Raw genomic sequence first — 18641 nt, forward strand, 5'->3', positions numbered from 1 at the left:
TTGTCTATGGTGAATCTACAACAATGATTTGGATATCCATTACATTAGTGCCAGTAGGTCCGGTGATGAAAAGTCCTCTTATTTTTTTAAAAAAGTTATAAGAATCATTGTTTTCTAAAAATCTCTCTGGATCAAGCCCTAAATCTTTAGCTTTATGAACAGTATCTCCATTCACTATTGCCCCAGCCGCATCAGTGGGGCCATCAGTGCCATCACTTCCTGCTGAAAGTAAAGTAATTCCCTTTTTGCCAGCGATTTCTAAAGCAAAGGCAAGGGCTAGTTCGGTATTTCTACCCCCTATGCCTGGTCCTTTTACAGTAACTGTAGTCTCTCCTCCGCTGATAAGAAAGAGAGGAAGATTAGGGGATGTTTTTTGGGTTTTTAATGCCAAATTAGCCAGAAATTTAGCTACTTCCCTAGCTTCACCACTAAGCTCTGCACTAATTATTTGGGCATTAAAACCAAGTTTAACTGCCTGATGTTTAATGGCCTGGAGTGCCTTTTTGTTGTTTCCTACGATAATATTGGTTACTTTTTTAAAGACCGGGTTGTCTTTCTTTAAAGTTTCAGGAATTATTCCTTTTTCACCTTTTCTCAAAAGGTCTAAGACGCTAGGTGGGACTTTTTTAAAAAGATTAAATTTTTTTAAGACTCTCAAGGCATGTTTATAAGTAGTTTCATCAGGAGCCGTAGGTCCTGAGGCGATGGTCTCTAAACGATCCCCGATTACATCTGAAAGTATAAAAGAAATAATTCTAGCCGGATAGCAATGTTCAGCCAATCTTCCTCCTTTGACTCTTGAAATGTGTTTTCTTACAGTATTAAGTTCTTCTATATCAGTTCCTGCTTTAAGCAAAAGTTTTGTTACATCCTTTTTTTCTTCTAAGGTTATTCCCTTATATGGGGCAACTAGCAAAGCCGAACCACCTCCAGAGATAAGACATAGCACCAGTGTTTTCTCTGTAGCATTTTTTTTCAAAAGCTCTATCATTCTATTTGTGGCCTTTAGTCCATTTTCATCTGGTATGGGGTGTGCGGCTTCCTCGATTTTTATATTTTTCAATGTTCCACCATGTCCATATTTAGTAATTACCAAACCATTAGTAAGCAAATCTCCCAGTGATTCTTCCACTGCTAAAGCCATTTGATAAGCTGCTTTCCCAAAACCAATAGTTAAAAGTGTTTCATATTTTCCTGTTTTATATTCAGACAAAACTTCACCTATATAGTTCTTCACTCCAGTATGAGGATCTACTGATTTTAATCCAGCAAAAAATAAATCTTTTAAGATATGTTTATAATCCATATAAAATTAATCCTTATTATCTTCTTCTACTGTCTCCAACAATCGGTCAAAAAAGTCAGGAATAGCCGAGACTATCCGGCTCCAGTTAGGAATAAGAGGAATGCCTAAGGGGTCTTCCAAAATTTGTTCCCCAGCAATGGTGACACTATTGGCAAATTCTTCAACAGCTAATGCTTCTCCGTGTCTATCAAAGTAAAGAGAGTTTATCAAGGCATCGTTGTGATATTTTCTCAGGGCAGTTTGTGCTTCTCTTACATAAGTTGCTTTTAGTGTTTTAAAAAAACCTTCTGAAAAAATTACCCCCTCACTTGCTAAGGTTCTAAATAGGTTTTTGGCAATATCCACAGTCATTTTTAAAAGTCCCCTTGAAGCATTTTTAGGAAAGATTTCCTGATGTTTGTGCTCATAAGTGTCAGCCAGGTCTACCTGACAAATGTTTCTTAAAGAGCAATTTCTGTAGACTTCTCCTAAGACACCAATCTCTAGTCCCCAATCTCCTGGAATCCTATTTCTCCAGGCTAGACTAGCAGTCATAGCAAATTCGCCTGCTAAAAGATAACGAAAGCTATCCAAGTAAAGAAGAAAAGGAGTGATTCCCAAGGTTTTCATTAAGGCGCGGATAAGAGGAGTAACAAACAGACGTGTTACTCGCCCATGGAGGCGGTCAGTAACTCGACTATAATAACCCTTACAAAATTCGAAATTTAAGCTAGGACTGGTCACAGGATAACACAATCTGGTAAGTATTTCTTTATTATAAGTTAAAATATCACAGTCATGACAAACAATGATCTGAGATTTCTCAGAAGCTAAAACATAGCCGTAAGCCATCCAAGTACCCAATCCTTTTCCTCTTTCCCAGCAGCAGAATTCCTCTCCTAATTTTCCATAAAGACTTTGCATTCTTGGTCCATCATTCCAAATAATAGCAGTTTTTTGGGGCAAACGTGAAAAGAATTTTTTGGCAAACAGAAATTCTTCCTTATTTGCTTGGTCTAAACTGATTATAATTTGTTCTATATAAGGAACTGTGCAAAGTTCATCAATAATTTTAGGTAAGGCATTTCCTTTAAGCTCACTAAAAAGAGAAGGTAATACCAAGGCAATAGGACGATGCTTTGTATATTCTATTAGCTCATTCTCTAAAATTTTTTCATTATCTCGGTTTAAACGATGGAGGGTAGTAATGACCCCATTTTGAAAAAAATCGCCCATATCTACCTCCTTAAAATGTTATATATTGCTTCAGACCATCCTCCGGGCCCTATTCTTTGAGTATAGTAAACATTTTCTAAATCGCACACTTGGTATTTTCCTGATTTTCTTCTTACCACTACTGGAATATCCACTTCTTTTAACATAGGAATATCATTTGGGCTATCTCCAATGCCAACAGAGATAATCGTCTTATGAAGATAAGTTTGTTGATAAATAGACTTTAAAATTTGAACTGCCTTACCTTTATCACTTCCCCAGCTAATACTATAAAATCTATTTCCTTTGGTAAGTTTAAGCCCATATTTTTTAATCGCTTCTTCTAGCAAAAAAAATTTATACTTATCGTTTTTGAAAATAAATGGTTCTGAATATTCTCGCTGGGCAGCCAATTTTGCTTCTTCTAAAGGTAAGCCACTAAGTTTGGAAATCTCCTTAGCTTCCATTTGAGAAAAACCTTTTATTTGGAAACCTAATCGGTTCAAGATTTCTTGAAATTTCTTTTTTATAACCTCATGAGGTTTGCCTATTTCAATTACCTGGTATTTATCTATCACTTTATATTCAAAATCATGAAGATTGAGCTTTGTTTTTGGAATAAATATGGCACCTCCATTTTCAGGAATAAATGGGTAAGTCATAATATCCATTTTTTCTCTATATAATTCCATTTCAAACCATGTCTTACTAGAACACAAAATGAGGGGAATTTCTTTTTCTTTCAGAAACTCAATAGCCTCAGTGGCTTCTTGGAAACTATAAGTATCCTCATCTAGTAAAGTTCCATCTAAATCAGAAAAAATAAGATACATCAATTTTTCTGGCATAAATTGAGTTTTAACCTAGGAAAGGGAAATTAGCAAGAAAAAATTCTTAGTTGGTTGTCTTTGTTAATAAAACCTTTTATATTAAATTTATCAAAAAAATTAAGAAGGATAATATATGCTAAAACTTGTTTTTCTGGATGGAAATACGGTAGGAGATGTAGATTTAAGTGGTTTAAAAAGATTTGGTGATTTAGAAGTATTTCCCTTGACTAAAAGCAATGAAGTATCCTCTCGGATTAAACAGGCTGATATTGTGATTACTAATAAAGTGAAAATAGACAAAGAAGCAATGAGACAAGCAACTAAACTAAAGCTTATTTGTATTGCCGCTACAGGAACAGACCATGTTGATTTAGCTTATGCTAGAAAAAAAGGAATTGTGGTTACTAATGTAGCGGGGTATTCCACTCAAAGTGTAGTCAATGTGACTTTTGCTATGTTTTTTTATTTGCTTACCCATCTGCGATATTATGATAATTATGTCAAAACCGGAGAATATGCCAAGAGTGACATATTTACTAATTTAGATGAACCTTTTTGGGAGCTCCAGGGCAAAAGATGGGGAATTATAGGCCTAGGAAACATAGGCACTGCTGTAGCTAGAGTGGCCCGTTGTTTTGGTTGTGAAGTGGTTTATTATTCTACTTCAGGAAAACATGTTGATAAAGAATTTAAAAGGGTTTCTCTTGAAGAATTATTAAAATTCGCTGATGTGGTTTCCATTCATGCCCCTTTAAATACAAATACCAGAGATTTAATCACTTATTATGAATTAAAATTAATGAAAAAAACAGCTATCCTCTTAAACTTAGGTAGAGGGGGAATAGTAAACGAAAGAGATTTGGCTAGAGCATTGAACGAAGATTTAATTGCCGCTGCAGGCTTGGATGTTCTTGAAAGGGAGCCTATAGAGAAAAATAGTCCTCTTTTGAATATAAAAAACAAGGAGAAAATTTTGATAACTCCACATATTGCCTGGGCCAGTTTAGAATCAAGAAAAAGGCTTATAAACCAGATTATATTGAATATCCAAGCCTTTTTGGAAGGTAAAGAAAGAAATAAAATAATTTAAAATATAAAACTTATTTAATTTTATTAGCAAGTAGTCTAAACTTTTCTTTCTTTGTTTCCCATATTTTGAGAAGATATTCTTTTTGTTCTTCAAAGATTTGGGCTTGTTTTTCCACTAGTTCTTCGGCCTCCTGATTGCTCATACTCCATGTTTCCACAATGAAAGAGGCTACCCGTCCATAATAAAGGGGTTCCATTATATTTATCAAATTATGACGGTTAATTGGCCAGTAATGAAAAGTAGCAGCTAATTCATAAAGAATTCTGGCCCATATTTCTGTAGGTATATGGAATTTTTTAATGGGCAGTCTGGAGACTGTTTTGATCGTTTCATAAGTATCTGGATCAAGAATTTCTTTCCATAAAGATTTAAATTGCTTAAAGCCTATTTTAAAATAATATATTAATCTTTTTAAATCTATCTTAATAGGTTCGGGTTCCATAAAACTATAACAACCAAAGTTCTTCACTGTAACACTGTTTTTGATTTTTTTCCAATATGTTTCATGTTCTTCCATTAAGGAAAATAGAGTCCACATGACTTGGCGAAACATAGGACCTAAATGAACAGCCGGGTCTTTAGCCTCGTGAACTTTCACTCCCAAACAAGCTTGACAGATTTCAAACTGGTTGAAGATAGCCTCAGTGGTCATCCAAATATCTACTCCAAAACGAGCTACATCTGTATCCCATACAGGCTGAGAAATGTAAAAATCAGCTACTTCTTTAGAGAAGGCAAAATCGCCACCAATAGGTTGGCGAATCCTTTTGCCATATAAAGCCCTGATTAAGTAATATACAATGTTGTTAGTAATAGTGCCATCATATTTATGTCTGATATAGACTGGTGCCACAAACTGATAGCCATTTTCCAAAACTGGTTCTATAAGAGATTTTATCCAATTTGAGGTAATGCTACGTATGTCAGCATCCACCACTGCACAGGCCTTTACATCTAACCAAACAGCCGCTTCAAAAATAGACCTTAAGGCACTGCCTTTACCTGCTGGTCCCCGATAAATTGAAACAATCTTTTCCTGCCAGGGCTTTAATTGAACATCCTTTACTACTTCACGAGTATCGTCAGTAGAACCTCCATCAGCGATAAAAACCACATTCCTCATATGATTAAAGTGTTTATGTAAACCTTCACTCACTGTTTCAATCACATGAGCGATGGTTTTTTCACTATTATAACAAGGTATGCCCACTAAAATATCACTCTTCTCAATTTGTTCTATTCTCTTTCGGGTATAATCTCTAAGGGCAGACTTATACATCTTTTATTCTAGTTTAATAAAAAATTAGCTTTTTGTCACTAGTTAAAAGGGATACTTTTTTGATAGTGGATTTGGGGTTACTAAACAATTACATTTTTTCTTCAATTTTTTTACATAAATATTTGACTTCGCGGCTTAAAAACTCTCTTTTTTTTATTTCCTTCTCTATTGAATTAAGTGCATTGAGAATACTACTATGATGGCGACGGAAGTTTTTTCCCAATTCAGTCAAGGAGAGATTCAAATATCGTTTTGCCAAATATATAGCAAGTTTCCGGGGAATAATGATTTGTTTCTGACGGGATTTAGAAATTAGGTCTTCACAGTTTATCTTGTAATGCTGACAGACCAGTTTTTTTATTTCACTTAAATTAATTTTAGAAGTTCTGGGAGTAAACATTTCTCTTACTTCTTTAGCTAGGTCTAAATCAATAGCACGTTTTTGAAGAAGAGAACGTGCTTTAATATTATTAATAGCACTTTCTAAACGCCTTACATCGCCATCTATATGTTGAGCTAAATACTCAAGTACATTTTCAGGTATCAACACATTTTTTCCCTTGGCCTTCTTTCTCAAAATTTCTAACCGCATTTTAAAATCCGGTGGGTCAATAGGGACCATCAAACTACTCTCTATCCGAGATCTTAATTCTTTTTTAAGACCCGGGATATTTTGAGGATAAATAAGACTGGTAAAAACCACCTTTTTTCTTCTCTCCCATAGCACATCCAGAGTGTAATTCAACTCTGTCTGAATTTTTTCTTTTCCACTTAAAAAATGAATATTTTCCAAAATTAAAACATTGCAGTCTCTGCGGTATTTTTTTTTAAACTCATGTATGCGATGTTCCTTAAGGGCACTTACCATTTCGTTGGTAAAGTCTTCGGCAGTAATATAAAGAATTTTTGTGTATTTCCCAGAACTTATCATATGGTTGGCAATAGATTGAGAAAGATGGCTTTTTCCTAACCCCGTATCTGAACAGAAAAATATAGGTTGGTCAAGGTGGTCATTGGCTAAATTATAAGCAGCCGTGTAAGCATATTGATTAGTTCTTCCTACAATAAATTCTTTAAAAGTGAAATTTTCACAAAGCCGAGGATAAGCTAAAGGCAAAGTAGGTTGGGGAACAGCGATGGAAGTTTTCTTTTTGTTCTTTACTGTTTTGAAAATAACATCGTTATATTCTGGTGCATATTGCCTCCAGGCTTCCTTAAGGAAATGATAAAAATGTCTCTTTACCCATTGTAAAAAAAAGCTATTGGGACATCCCAAAATAATTCGGTCCCCTTCTGTTTTTAACAACACTAAAGGCTGTATCCAGATCTGAAATGAGTTAGGAGGCAAGGTTTGGGCAAGTTTCTCCTTTACTTTTTGCCAGAGATTATCTAATCCAGCTTGTTTAAAATCCATAGTCAAAACTTTTATCTTTTTAAAAAAGGAAAGTCAAATAGGCTAATAGAACGGATATCCTACTTGACAGATATTTAGGTTTTTTATTTGAGCTTGGAATATCAATCATTTCTTAATTATTGTGGTGGGAGTGCATATTTCAGTCTATTTTTTTTCAAGTTATATAGGGATGTTAAAAACGATAGTCTATTTTGGGGTAGTCTTAAACTTAAGTAACTCCTGTTTTCTCTTTTTTCTTTTAATTTTACTGAACATTCCCCAAAATTTAGGCGTTAATCTTTAAAAACATTCCTGTCTGCCCTGTCTGCCGGCAGGCAGGCAGGGATGAATTAAGGATTTTTGGCGTTCAATAAGTGGAATAAGAAAATCAAAATCAGGGGTTTGGTCTCCACATTTGACATTAAACTGGTCTGTCTGATTCATATGCGTAAAGCGTGAGGCGTAAGGAGTTTTTTAACACTTTACTTTTAACGCTTTACTCTTTACGGCTTTTTCTTTTAAAGTTATTACTGTTTTGAGGAGCTTACCTTTCTTTTTAGAAAGCTTTTAAAAATTTTAGGGAAAGTCCTTTTAATTTTAAGCTTTATTTTTTGAAAAAATTTTTACCTTTTTGAACTTCTTTTTTCCTAGCTGAATTAGGTAGGTTTTACCACTAGGAATTTCTGTTTCAGGTGACATTACCTTTTCTTGATTAATTTTTACCCCACCTTGTATGATTAGACGTTTTGCTTCTGAAGTACTGGAGGTAAAATGAGCTAGTTGAAGGAGTTTAGGAAGCCATATTTTCCCCTCAGGCCAGGAGATGGCTATCTCCTCAATTTTTTTCGGAAGCTTTTTATGTTTAAATACCCTCTCAAATTCTATCTCTGCCTCTTTTGCTGCCTTTTGCCCATGAAAACGAGTTACAATTTCTAAGGCCAATTGTTTTTTTACCTCTTTGGGATGTAAACTTCCTTTTTGGACTTTCTCTTTCAATTCAGAAATTTCTTTTAGAGAAGAATCACTGAGAAGTTCATAATACCGCCACATTAACTGGTCAGAAATAGACATGATCTTACCAAACATTTCCTGTGGAGGTTCGGTAATTCCAATATAATTTCCCAAACTTTTGCTCATTTTTTGCACACCATCTAAGCCTTCTAACAGGGGAAGTGTCATTACAACCTGAGGTTCTTGACCAAAGTCCCGTTGGAGTTCTCTGCCTACCAAAAGATTAAATTTTTGGTCAGTGCCCCCAACTTCTACATCGGCTTGTAAAGCAATAGAATCATATCCTTGAAGAAGAGGGTAGATAAACTCATGGATACTAATTGGCTGTTCATTCAAAAATCGCTTATGAAAATCATCTCTCTCCAACATTCGGGCTACAGTGTAATGAGAACAGAGTTTTACCACATCAATAGCTGACATTTTACTCAACCAGCTACTGTTGAAAACAACTTTAGTCCTAGTTGGTTCCAAAATCTTAAAAATTTGTTCTTCATAGGTTTGGGCATTAATTAAAACCTCTTCCCTGGTCAGGGCCGGCCTTGTTTCTGATTTACCAGAAGGATCACCAATCATAGCTGTAAAATCACCAATAAGAAAATAGACATCATGTCCTAATTCTTGGAAATGCTTTAGTTTCTGAAGTAAGACAGTATGTCCCAGATGAATGTCTGGGGCAGTAGGGTCAAAACCTGCTTTCACCTTTAAAGTTCGCTTTTTAGTATGAGCAGATATCAATTTTTGCTTTAATTCTTTTTCAGAGATAACTTCTACTACACCTCTTAAAAGCAGGTTTAACTCTTCCTCAATGCTCATTTGTAACCTCTATAATTCGTTTTACGGATTGTGTTTTACCAGATGAGGTATCTATGGTAACAACCACTCCTTGTAAAGAACAAGGACCTTTTTCTGGTTTAAATCTCTGTGGTAATTGAGTCAAAAACTTTTTTAGTGCTGTTTCTATTTTCATACCGATAACTGAGTATAGAGCTCCTGTCATTCCCACATCAGTGATATAACCAGTCCCTTGGGGAAGAATAGTTTCATCGGCTGTTTGAACATGGGTATGTGTTCCTAAAACAGCACTTATTTTCCCATCCAAAAACCAACCCATAGCCTTTTTTTCTGAAGTAGCTTCAGCATGAAAATCTAATAAAATAATAGGTGTAATTGGCCTCATATTTTCTATAATGGTTTCTGCCACGCGAAAGGGACAATCTAAATTTTGCATAAATACCCGTCCTTCTAAATTTATTATACCTAATTTTAAACCTGAATGTAATGTGAATATAGTCCAACCTTTACCTGGAACACCAGGAGGATAATTAGCAGGTCTAAGAAGCCTGTTAGTCTGTTCTAAATAAGGTAAAATTTCCTTTTTTTTCCAAACATGGTTTCCAGAAGTAATTATATTAATTCCATTATCAAATAATTCCTCAGCAATTTTAGGTGTGATGCCCAAACCTCCTGCTGCATTCTCACCATTGGCAATAATACAATCTAATTTGTATTTTTCCCGAAGTTCCGGTAGCTTCTGATAAACTATTTTCCTTCCTGACTTTCCCACAATGTCCCCAATAAAAAAAATTTTAACTTCATCATTTGGCATAAGCAACGGCTCTTTTTTCTCTGATTACAAACACTTTAATCTGTCCAGGATAACGCACCTCCTGTTCTATCCGTTTGGCCACATCATGAGCCAATAGGGTAATGTCTTCGTCACTTAAAAGCTCACTTTCAACTATAATTCTTACCTCACGCCCGGCCTGAATAGCATAGGCTTTACATACCCCATCAAAACTCTGGGCAATTTTTTCTAGATTTTCTATCCTTTTTATGTAAGATTCTAAGGTTTCTTTTCTCGCTCCTGGTCTAGCACCAGAAAGTGTGTCAGCGGCTGAGACTAGAATAGCTAAAACAGTTTCAGGGGGAACGTCTTCATGATGAGCAGCTATGGCATGAACAATTGCCTCTGTCTCTCCATATTTTTTAGCTAACTCAGCTCCGATCAAGGCATGTGGCCCTTCCACTTCATGATCCACAGCCTTTCCTATATCATGAAGTAACCCCGCCCTTTTGGCCTCCTTAGGGTCAAGACCTAATTCTGAAGCCATAATTCCTGCCATAAAGGCCACTTCCATGGAGTGTTGTAATACATTTTGACCATAACTGGTGCGATATTTAAGTTTTCCTAAAAGTTTTACTATTTCAGGATGGAAGCCATGAATTCCCACATCAAAACAGACTTGTTCTCCTGTTTCACGAATAGCTGTTTCCACCTCTTGAGTTGTTTTGTTGACTACTTCCTCAATCCTTGCAGGATGAATTCTCCCATCAGCCACCAATCGTTCTAATGAAAGCCTGGCAATTTCTCGACGAATGGGATTAAAGCCCGAGAGGACTACTACCTCTGGTGTATCATCAATAATTACGTCAATACCGGTAGCTGCTTCTAAGGCCCGAATGTTTCTCCCCTCTCTCCCAATAATCCGTCCCTTCATTTCTTCACTGGGGAGAGGAACTACAGATACTGTCTTTTCAGCTACAAATTCACCCGCATAACGATTAATCGCCAAGGCTAAAATCTCCTTAGCCTTTTTATTGGCTTCCTCTTTTGCTTCATTTTCAATCTGACGTATTAATTTTGCTGCTTCATGTCTGGTTTCTTCTTCTACTTGCTTTAAAAGTAGTTGTTTGGCTTCTTCACTAGTCATTTGGGCTAAGGCCTCTAATTTTTGTCTTTCCTCTTGTAGCAACTTTTCATAAATAATCTTTCTTTCCTCAATATCCTTTTCTTTATTTTCTAATTCCTTTTCACGATGGTTTAAAGCATCCTCTTTTCTTTCTAAAATGGCTATTTTTTTCTCAAGTTGTTCTTCTCTTTTCAGTAATCTGTTTTCTAATCTTTGCAAATCTCTCCGTTTTTCTTTGGTTTCTCTCTCAAATTCACTCCGCATCTGGTAAAGAAGTTCCTTGGCCTGTCCAGAAGCTTCTCGCTGGATTTGTTTTGCTTCTTGTTTCGCCTCTTGGAGAATTTGCCTTGCTTCTTGTTTTGCTGAAAAAAACTCTTTTTTATAGAGATATTTTTGGAGAAACCAGATGACCACGCCACCTAAGATAAAGCTGATTAATCCTATTAATAGATATTCCACCATTTCAACTCCTTTTATCAATTACAAGTAGGACAAAAAGTGGATTAAAATAGGAAGAGATTTAATCTAAATATAGCTATTTAAGAAATCATGAAAAATATATTATAAACCCTCCTTGGGGTTCTTAAGCATTCCTCCTGTTGAGGAGAGATAAAAATATATATAATCCACTTAGCCCTACTTGTAATGTTTTATATTTATCCCGCAGTGCCGTGTTGGTAGAGTCTTTTGAACCTGTCTTCCGACAGGTGGGTACTCCATTACTCCTTTTGGCTTTTTCCTAAAAGGAAAGGCCATCCAGAGCAAGCGGGAGTTCCCAAGGTAATTAACGTCGGCCCAAAATCATCTACCTAATCACGCACACCGCAGGAATTTTTATCCCAAAAGTTATCAATTAAATTTATTAAATATGTAATTTTATGGTCTAATTTTTTAGTCAAATTTTCATAATTTTCTTTCAAATCCGAATACTCAAGAGCTATATTAAATGTAGCTAACAAACTTAAACTCAATCTATCTTTAAAGTGTTTTTGTCTTTGAATATCTGATAGATATTCGTTGACAAAATTAGTTATTTTCTCAATTTTCTCCGCAGGTTCTTTGGTCTTTACTAAAAATTCTCTTTCAAACAATCTAACTGGAATTATATTTTCCTTCATAAGCTTTCAATTTCTTCAATTTTTTCTATCAATGCCTGAATCTTTTGAGCCATCATTGTTTTTTCTTCTTGTATATCCTTCAATCTTTGTTCAAAATTTTTAACCTTTTCCTGAGCGTTTTTTAATTCCTCTAAAGTTTGAGCATGCAATTCCTTTAATTCTTTAAATTTTTGTAAAACTACTATGATTTTCTGCTCTAAAATTTCAAGATTATCCATTCCTTTTTTATAATAACCTGAATGGTAAGAAAGTCAAGTTGGGATAAAAAAACATATCAATCTTTACAGAATAATATAAAAAGTGTTAGAAAAAACAGATCAAGTGACTGAGGATATTGGACAGGTTATGCCTAATCGTCGAATTTATCTCAAAATGAAATCACTAAAAGAAGCACAAAGTATATTTTTTTCGGCTTTTAATTTTACAAATTTTTTGAAAACAGAAGTTATTTCTACTACTGAGTCTTTAAATCGGGTGACAGCTAAACCTATTTTTGCTAGGTTTTCCTCCCCTAATTTTCACTGTGCAGCCATGGATGGTTATGCAGTAAACGCAGAATTGACTTTTGGAGTAACTTTAGACCAGCCAAAGGAACTCACTATTGGAAAGGAGGTATTTGCCATAAATACTGGCTATCCTTTGCCTGATAATACCAATGCTGTAATTATGATAGAGAATGTAGTAGAAAAGGAAGGTAAAATAGAGATTAATAAAGCCGTTTATCCGTGGCAAAATGTGCGAAAAGTAGGTGAAGATATTGTGGCCACGGAATTGATCTTGCCACCCAATCATCGCATCACACCCTATGATATTGGTGCACTTTTAGAAGGTGGCATCTTTGAGGTTGAAGTGAAGGAAAAACCAAAAGTTATTATCATTCCTACCGGCAATGAGGTTGTCCCTATTGAAATAGCTCAAGATAGAGGGATTGAGAAGGGTCAGGTGATAGAATCCAATTCATGGATGCTTAGCTCTCTATTAAACACTACCAATGCCATTTGTGAAAAATGGCCAGTAGTGCCAGATGAGTTTAGACAATTAAAAACCACCATTCAGAAGGCAGTGGAATCTGATGCCCATTTGGTAATTATTCTTGCGGGTTCATCTGCTGGGAGTAAAGATTATACAGTCTTGGCTCTAGAAGAATTGGGCGAAGTTTTAGTCCATGGTGTAACTATTATGCCTGGTAAGCCTACCATTTTAGCAAAGGTAAATAACAAGCCTGTTATTGGTAATCCGGGTTATCCTGTATCATCAGTAATATCCTTTGAACAGTTTGTCCTTCCTATCCTTTCTCAGATGCAGGGTTTTGTCTATGAAGAAAGACCAAAACTAAAGGTCTTTTTGTCCTGCCCTGTTCCATCAAAGTTAGGTATAGAAGAGTTTCTCAGGGTCAAATTGGGACAAGTGGGGAAAAATATTGTTGCTACACCTATGCCCCGAACTGCTGGTTCTATAACCACATTGACCAAGGCACATGGAATAATTCGTATTCCTGCCCAAAGGGAAGGTATTGAGGAAGATGAACAGGTGGAGGCAGAACTCCTTGTTCCTCAGGCAGAAATTTTTAATACCATTGTTATCATTGGCAGTCATGATTTAACCATAGATTTGTTGACTTCAGAGTTGAAAAAAATAGACCCGTTTCTGAATATTTCTTCCAGTAATGTGGGTAGTTTGAGTGGATTAATGGCTATCAAAAAGGGTAGGGCACATCTAGCCGGAACTCACCTTTTTGACCCTGAGACAGGTATCTATAATCTCACTTATATTGATAGATATTTACCAGAAATACCTGTAAAGGTAGTAAATTTGGTTATTCGTCATCAAGGTCTAATTGTTCCTAAAGGTAACCCCAAAAAAATAAAGAGTATTGAGGATTTAACCCGTTCAGATGTCCTTTTTGTTAATCGGCAAAGAGGGGCAGGCACCAGGATTTTACTTGATTATAAATTAAAACAACTTAATATTAACTCTTCTCAAATTAAGGGCTATGACTGCGAAGAAATTTCACATATGGCGGTGGCGGTGGATGTATTAAGTGGCAGAGCAGATGTGGGTTTGGGAATTTATGCTGCTGCTAAGGCGCTGAATTTAGATTTTATTCCCATAGCTGTAGAAGAATATGATCTGGTAGTTCCTGAAACCCTTTGGGAAACAAAAAAGATTCAAACCATTTTACAATTAATTAATTCCCATAAATTTAAACAAGCAGTTGAGAAAATGGGTGGATATGAAACTAGTAAAACAGGTATGGTAAAACGATAATAATGCTTGAAGAGCATAAACCTTGTGCATTCCTAAAGACTTTCAAGTTAAAAGGATTTAAATCCTTTGCCCGACTTACTACTTTGCATTTCTCTCCTGGCATTTCAGTGATTGTAGGTCCAAATGGTTGTGGAAAGAGTAATTTGGTAGATGCCCTTAAGTGGGTATTGGGAGAACAGAGTTTTAAGTCCTTGCGCAGTAAAAGCTCAGAAGACCTTATTTTTAGTGGCAGTGAAAAAGCACCTCCTTTAAATATGGCAGAAGTCTCAGTGGTCTTAGAGCAGCATAATGCTTCAGAAATAATGCTTACTAGATGTGTATTTCGCTCAGGTGAAAATAGATACCTGCTAAACAAAAAACACTGCCGCTTAAAGGATATTAAAGATGTCCTATTAAATATGGGCTTTGGTTTGAAAAATTATGCTATCGTTGACCAAGGACAAATAGCTTATCTTTTAGAAATTTCACCTTTGGAAAAACGCCGTCTGTTAGAGGAAGCAGCAGGGGTCACTAAATATCGCGAAAAAAAAGAAGAAACTTTACACAAAATACAAGAGACAAAACAAAACTTGCTGCGTATAGAAGATATCCTGGGAGAAGTGGAAAAACAGGTAAAAAAATTAAGCACCCAGTCCAAAAAAGCTAAAAAATATTTGGAGCTTAAAAAAAATTTAGAAAAAGTGCATCTTTCTCTATTACTCAAGAGTTATCAGATAAAGACAGACAATATCTGTGAGAAACAAAAACAAATTGAGGTATGGAAAAGAGAAAGGAAGGAGATAGAAAGAGAATATAAACTTCTTTTGAAACAAGCAGAGACTTTAAGGACCTCCATATCTACAGGAGAACAAACCTTAGGAAAATATGAACAGAGCTATTGGGAAATTAAAAATGAGATAAATCAGATAAAGAGTGTTTTAATTAGTTTAGACCGACAAAAAGACATTCTTAACCAGCAAAAGCAGACCATCAGAAAAAGGGAAGCGGATTTACACTTGGCCATTAATCAAATTAAGGAAAGCTGCAAAGAAATAGAAGCAGAGACAGCTACACTTGCTAATAAAATAGAGAAGACAGAGGTATTAATAAACACCATAAATAATGAGATAGCACACTTAGACCAGGAGAATAGTAAAAAGATGCCGGGGCTCAGGAGTAAAAGCAAGATTTTGGAAAGAAATAAAGCAGAAATGATTAAGTTTAAAGCAGAAATAGAACATCTTTTAGGGAGGAGGGATTCCTTAATTCAAGAAAAACAAAGAGTGGAAAAACGGCAAATGCAGTTAGAAAATGACCAAAAACAATGTCTTAAAGAATTAGAAGAAATTGAGCACAAACTAGGAGTATTAAAAAATAAAATTATTGATATTAAACAAGTTCAAGAACAGGTAGCCCAGCGATGTCAAAAAATTAGACAAAAAAAATACCAGTGGCAAAAGGTCATCATAAAGATGGAAGAAAACCTCATTCGTTCTCAATCACGATTAAAGAGCATCAAGTTATGGTTAGAAAGTCATCTGCCTAGACAAAAAATGCCTGCTGATAAAGATATTTCTTCTATTATGGACATTATTATAAATGCAAATGGTTTTGAAGATGCAGTAGAGGCCGTATTAAGATTAAAGACGGGAAATGGATGGCTCATAAAAGATTTTTCTAACGCACTCAAAATTTTAAGACAATCTTTTCTAAAAGAGCCATTTTCTTTAGTATTACGTGATTTACCAGATCCACAATCTTCTTTACCTCAAGACCCTAAGAAATATCTTTTATCTTTGATCCAAATTAGGGAAGGATGTCTCCCTTTAGGGAAAAGATTGTTTGGTAATGTGATTGTGGTCCAAACTTTAACTCAAGATTTATTAAACCTCCATCCAAACATTATATTTGTTACACCTAAGGGTGAGATTTTGACCAGTGAGGGAGTGATTCATAAAGGTTATTCTCAAGGGATACTGAAAGAATATCTATCTCAAAAAAAACTTTATATTCACCTTCAGAAAAAAGTTGGTATACTAAAAAGACATCTATCCCAGGTAAGGACTAGGTTTAAAACTTTAAAAATAGAATTAACTCAATTAGAGAAGTTATTAAAAGAGAATGAAATAGAAGTAGAGAAGTATAAAAAACAACAAGATGGAATAAAAGAAGAAGAGATCAAACAAAAGGAATTTTTAAAATACACCTTTTTACAAAAAGAAGAAAACCAAAAAAGGATAAATGAAATTCTAAAAAATTTAGAAAGTATCCAAACCACCATTCAACAGAGAGAACGGCGTTTTAAAAAAGCAGAAAAAAGTAGGGATGCTTTAGAAGAAGAACTCAGGCGTTTGAGAAAGGAGGTAGAAGAGATTAAAATGTTGAAGGAAAAAAAGACACAACGTTTAAATGAATATATTTTACAGAACAGAGAGATGGAAAGTAAAAAAAGATTCTTTCTTCAAGAGAGGAAAAGGCTAATTATGGAGCAAGAAAATTTGATTACTCGACAGAGAGAACTGAGAGAGGAGCTAAAGGGTATTGAAAATCAAGAGATGATGCTTAAGAAAGAACAAAAAGAGAAAAAACAGCGAGTTATTGAGGCTGATAAGAAAGAAAAAGAACTTTTAGCAAATATAAATGCCTTAAAAAAGGAGATAAAATGGCTTTCACAGAAAGAAAGAGCAATTACAGAAAAAATTTCTTTATTTCAGTCTAAAAGGCAAGAATTATCTCAAAAAATTAACCTTTATGAGTTAGAAGTTTCCAAGTTAACAGGAGAAATAAATATTTTAGGTGATAGGCTTCAGAAAGAATATGGGATTTTATTTTCAGAAGATGGGTTATGCCCTCCATTGGAACTGAGTGTGGAAGATTTAGAAGATAAAAGGATAGAATTAGAGGGTAAACTTCAGGCCATGTCTAACATTAACCTGGGTGCCATTGAGGAATACAAAGAAGTAAGTGAAAGATATAACTTTCTTAAAAATCAAAGGAAAGACCTAAAGAGTTCTCTCAAAGATTTAGAGAAGGCAATCAAGACCATTGATAGGACTTCCGTTAATTTATTTCTTACTACTTTGCAAAAGGTAAATGAAAAGTTTTGTTCTATTTTGCAATTTGTGTTTAGGGGAGCTAAGGGAGAAATCACTCTTTTGGAACCAGCACATCCTTTGTCTTCTGGTGTAGATTTTAAGGTACGGCTACCTGGAAAGAAGGTAACTCATCATTTGTTATCTATGGGAGAAAGATGTCTCATTTCTCTTATCTTTCTTTTCAGCCTTTATTCTGTTAGACCAAGCCCTTTTTGCATTCTGGATGAGGTTGATGCTGGATTAGATTCACAAAACTTGCGCTGTTTTTGCGATTTACTATTACAGTTGAAAAATCAGATGCAGCTAATTGTTATTACTCATAATCGTATGACTATGCAAATAGCCAATGCTATTATTGGAGTAACTATGGAAGAAAAAGGCATTTCCCAAGTCTTTTCCCTTTCTTTAGATAAGGAGGTAAGGCATGCTCAAATGGTTTAAAAAGAAAAAAGAACAAGCACTTGAAAAAAAACCTAGCCGTCTTTCACGTCTTAAAGATAAACTTTTAAAAACCCGTCAGAACTTTAGTGAGCGTATCAATCATCTTTTCTTGGGGAAAAAAGAAATTGATGAACATATTCTGGAAGAGTTAGAGGAGATTTTGATTATGGCTGATTTAGGTGTAGAGGCCACACAAAAGTTAATTCAAAATTTAACCCAAAAAACTAGCCAGAAGGAAATAAATAGTATAGACCAATTAAAACAAGATTTAAAACAAGAAATTCTTAATTTTCTTCAAATAGAAGCTCCTCCTTTAGATATAGAAAAGGCAAAGCCTTTTGTAATCATGTTAGTAGGTGTGAATGGAGTTGGAAAAACCACTGCTATTGCCAAGTTAGCTAAATATTACAAAGATCAAGGTAAAAGAAGTCTTTTAATCGCAGCCGATACCTTTAGAGCAGCAGCTATTGAACAATTAGAAATTTGGGCTGAAAGAGTGGGAGCAGAGATTTATAAACAACAGCCTGGGGCTGACCCAGCAGCAGTGGTGTTTGATGGCTTGCAAGTGGCCAAAAAACAGGAAATAGATATTGTTTTTGTAGATACTGCTGGTAGGCTTCATACTAAGATAAATCTTATGGAGGAACTAAAGAAGATAAAGAAGGTAATAGAGAAAAGCATACCCTTGGCTCCACATGAAATATGGCTAGTTTTAGATGCTACTACTGGCCAAAATGTCATATCCCAAGTAAAAATGTTTCATGAGGCCCTAGGAGTTACAGGATTGATTTTAACAAAATTAGATGGCACAGCTAAAGGAGGTATTGTAGTAAGCACTTGTTACACCTTTAAAATCCCCCTCCGCTTTATTGGAATAGGAGAACACCTACCAGACTTACATCCCTTTGATGCCCAGGAGTTTGTAGAAGCTCTTCTTTAACCCCTAC

General features: G+C 35.2%; 13 protein-coding genes, 1 other RNA gene and 1 pseudogene. 4 read left to right on the forward strand and 11 right to left on the reverse strand.

Annotation, left to right across the window (positions count from 1 at the left end):
• Positions 1 to 4: 4 nt before the first annotated feature.
• The 3 genes from HS1_RS00380 to HS1_RS00390 are packed head-to-tail and all read right to left on the reverse strand — an operon-like array spanning position 5 to position 3348.
• The gene (locus HS1_RS00380) at positions 5 to 1306 is read right to left on the reverse strand and encodes a glycerate kinase type-2 family protein (protein WP_066060180.1); all 1302 of its coding nucleotides are present in this window, start codon (positions 1304 to 1306) and stop codon (positions 5 to 7) included.
• Positions 1307 to 1312: 6 nt separating this feature from the next.
• Positions 1313 to 2521, reverse strand: coding sequence for a glycosyltransferase family protein (locus HS1_RS00385; RefSeq protein WP_066060181.1), 1209 nt, complete (start codon positions 2519 to 2521; stop codon positions 1313 to 1315).
• A gap of 2 nt (positions 2522 to 2523) precedes the next feature.
• A complete protein-coding gene (locus tag HS1_RS00390) occupies positions 2524 to 3348 on the reverse strand; it encodes an HAD-IIB family hydrolase (protein WP_082757518.1) in 825 nt (274 codons plus the stop codon).
• A 115-nt stretch (positions 3349 to 3463) separates the two neighbouring features.
• Here HS1_RS00390 and HS1_RS00395 point away from each other — a divergent pair, with 115 nt between their 5' ends.
• A complete protein-coding gene (locus tag HS1_RS00395) occupies positions 3464 to 4420 on the forward strand; it encodes a D-2-hydroxyacid dehydrogenase (RefSeq protein ID WP_066060183.1) in 957 nt (318 codons plus the stop codon).
• A 10-nt stretch (positions 4421 to 4430) separates the two neighbouring features.
• Here the strand turns inward: HS1_RS00395 and HS1_RS00400 are convergent, their stop codons facing one another.
• The 8 genes and pseudogenes from HS1_RS00400 to HS1_RS00430 form a co-directional block, all read right to left on the reverse strand.
• Positions 4431 to 5699, reverse strand: coding sequence for a glycosyltransferase family 2 protein (locus tag HS1_RS00400; protein ID WP_066060185.1), 1269 nt, complete (start codon positions 5697 to 5699; stop codon positions 4431 to 4433).
• Between the two features lie 88 nt (positions 5700 to 5787).
• Positions 5788 to 7113 carry a chromosomal replication initiator protein DnaA gene (gene dnaA / locus HS1_RS00405; RefSeq protein ID WP_066060187.1) on the reverse strand — a complete coding sequence of 442 codons (1326 nt, stop codon included), beginning with the start codon at positions 7111 to 7113 and terminating at the stop codon, positions 5788 to 5790.
• A gap of 576 nt (positions 7114 to 7689) precedes the next feature.
• Positions 7690 to 8916, reverse strand: coding sequence for a tyrosine--tRNA ligase (tyrS, locus tag HS1_RS00410; RefSeq protein WP_066060189.1), 1227 nt, complete (start codon positions 8914 to 8916; stop codon positions 7690 to 7692).
• Positions 8906 to 9709: a TIGR00282 family metallophosphoesterase gene (locus HS1_RS00415; RefSeq protein ID WP_066060191.1), complete on the reverse strand. Its 804-nt coding sequence runs from the start codon at positions 9707 to 9709 to the stop codon at positions 8906 to 8908. The genes tyrS and HS1_RS00415 overlap by 11 nt, the downstream gene beginning before the upstream one ends.
• Positions 9699 to 11255, reverse strand: a complete 1557-nt coding sequence (rny, locus tag HS1_RS00420; protein ID WP_066060193.1) for a ribonuclease Y — start codon at positions 11253 to 11255, stop codon at positions 9699 to 9701. Before rny ends, HS1_RS00415 begins: the two co-directional genes overlap by 11 nt.
• 192 nt (positions 11256 to 11447) lie before the next feature.
• Positions 11448 to 11627: non-coding RNA, 6S RNA (ssrS, locus tag HS1_RS00425), on the reverse strand.
• Positions 11628 to 11665: 38 nt separating this feature from the next.
• Positions 11666 to 11911, reverse strand: a pseudogene (locus tag HS1_RS13830) (cell division protein ZapA); the annotation flags it as partial.
• Positions 11908 to 12129, reverse strand: coding sequence for a hypothetical protein (locus HS1_RS00430; protein ID WP_066060195.1), 222 nt, complete (start codon positions 12127 to 12129; stop codon positions 11908 to 11910). The gene HS1_RS00430 and the pseudogene HS1_RS13830, both read right to left, overlap by 4 nt.
• 82 nt (positions 12130 to 12211) lie before the next feature.
• On the opposite strand from HS1_RS00430, the gene HS1_RS00435 reads away from it, so the two are divergent.
• From HS1_RS00435 to ftsY, 3 genes are read left to right on the forward strand one after another with little or no spacing between them, the layout of a single operon-like run.
• Entirely contained in the window at positions 12212 to 14179 is a 1968-nt protein-coding gene (locus HS1_RS00435; protein WP_281178320.1) for a molybdopterin biosynthesis protein, read from the forward strand.
• 2 nt (positions 14180 to 14181) lie between these two features.
• Complete coding sequence (gene smc, locus HS1_RS00440; protein WP_066060197.1) at positions 14182 to 17694, forward strand: chromosome segregation protein SMC; 3513 nt, start codon at positions 14182 to 14184, stop codon at positions 17692 to 17694.
• Positions 17678 to 18634 (forward strand): signal recognition particle-docking protein FtsY, encoded by a 957-nt coding sequence (ftsY, locus tag HS1_RS00445; protein WP_066060200.1) that lies wholly within the window; start codon positions 17678 to 17680, stop codon positions 18632 to 18634. The genes smc and ftsY overlap by 17 nt, the downstream gene beginning before the upstream one ends.
• Positions 18635 to 18641 lie beyond the last annotated feature (7 nt).

The sequence above is a fragment of the Candidatus Desulfofervidus auxilii genome, assembly GCF_001577525.1.
GTDB lineage: Bacteria > Desulfobacterota > Desulfofervidia > Desulfofervidales > Desulfofervidaceae > Desulfofervidus > Desulfofervidus auxilii.

Excerpts from the sequence above, each read along its gene's own strand:
- HS1_RS00380 (WP_066060180.1), bottom strand. The coding sequence starts at position 1,306 with ATGGATTATAAACATATCTTAAAAGATTTATTTTTTGCTGGATTAAAA.
- HS1_RS00385 (WP_066060181.1), bottom strand. The coding sequence starts at position 2,521 with ATGGGCGATTTTTTTCAAAATGGGGTCATTACTACCCTCCATCGTTTA.
- HS1_RS00390 (WP_082757518.1), bottom strand. The coding sequence starts at position 3,348 with ATGCCAGAAAAATTGATGTATCTTATTTTTTCTGATTTAGATGGAACT.
- HS1_RS00395 (WP_066060183.1), top strand. The coding sequence starts at position 3,464 with ATGCTAAAACTTGTTTTTCTGGATGGAAATACGGTAGGAGATGTAGAT.
- HS1_RS00400 (WP_066060185.1), bottom strand. The coding sequence starts at position 5,699 with ATGTATAAGTCTGCCCTTAGAGATTATACCCGAAAGAGAATAGAACAA.
- dnaA (WP_066060187.1), bottom strand. The coding sequence starts at position 7,113 with ATGGATTTTAAACAAGCTGGATTAGATAATCTCTGGCAAAAAGTAAAG.
- tyrS (WP_066060189.1), bottom strand. The coding sequence starts at position 8,916 with ATGAGCATTGAGGAAGAGTTAAACCTGCTTTTAAGAGGTGTAGTAGAA.
- HS1_RS00415 (WP_066060191.1), bottom strand. The coding sequence starts at position 9,709 with ATGCCAAATGATGAAGTTAAAATTTTTTTTATTGGGGACATTGTGGGA.
- rny (WP_066060193.1), bottom strand. The coding sequence starts at position 11,255 with ATGGTGGAATATCTATTAATAGGATTAATCAGCTTTATCTTAGGTGGC.
- HS1_RS00430 (WP_066060195.1), bottom strand. The coding sequence starts at position 12,129 with ATGGATAATCTTGAAATTTTAGAGCAGAAAATCATAGTAGTTTTACAA.
- smc (WP_066060197.1), top strand. The coding sequence starts at position 14,182 with ATGCTTGAAGAGCATAAACCTTGTGCATTCCTAAAGACTTTCAAGTTA.
- ftsY (WP_066060200.1), top strand. The coding sequence starts at position 17,678 with ATGCTCAAATGGTTTAAAAAGAAAAAAGAACAAGCACTTGAAAAAAAA.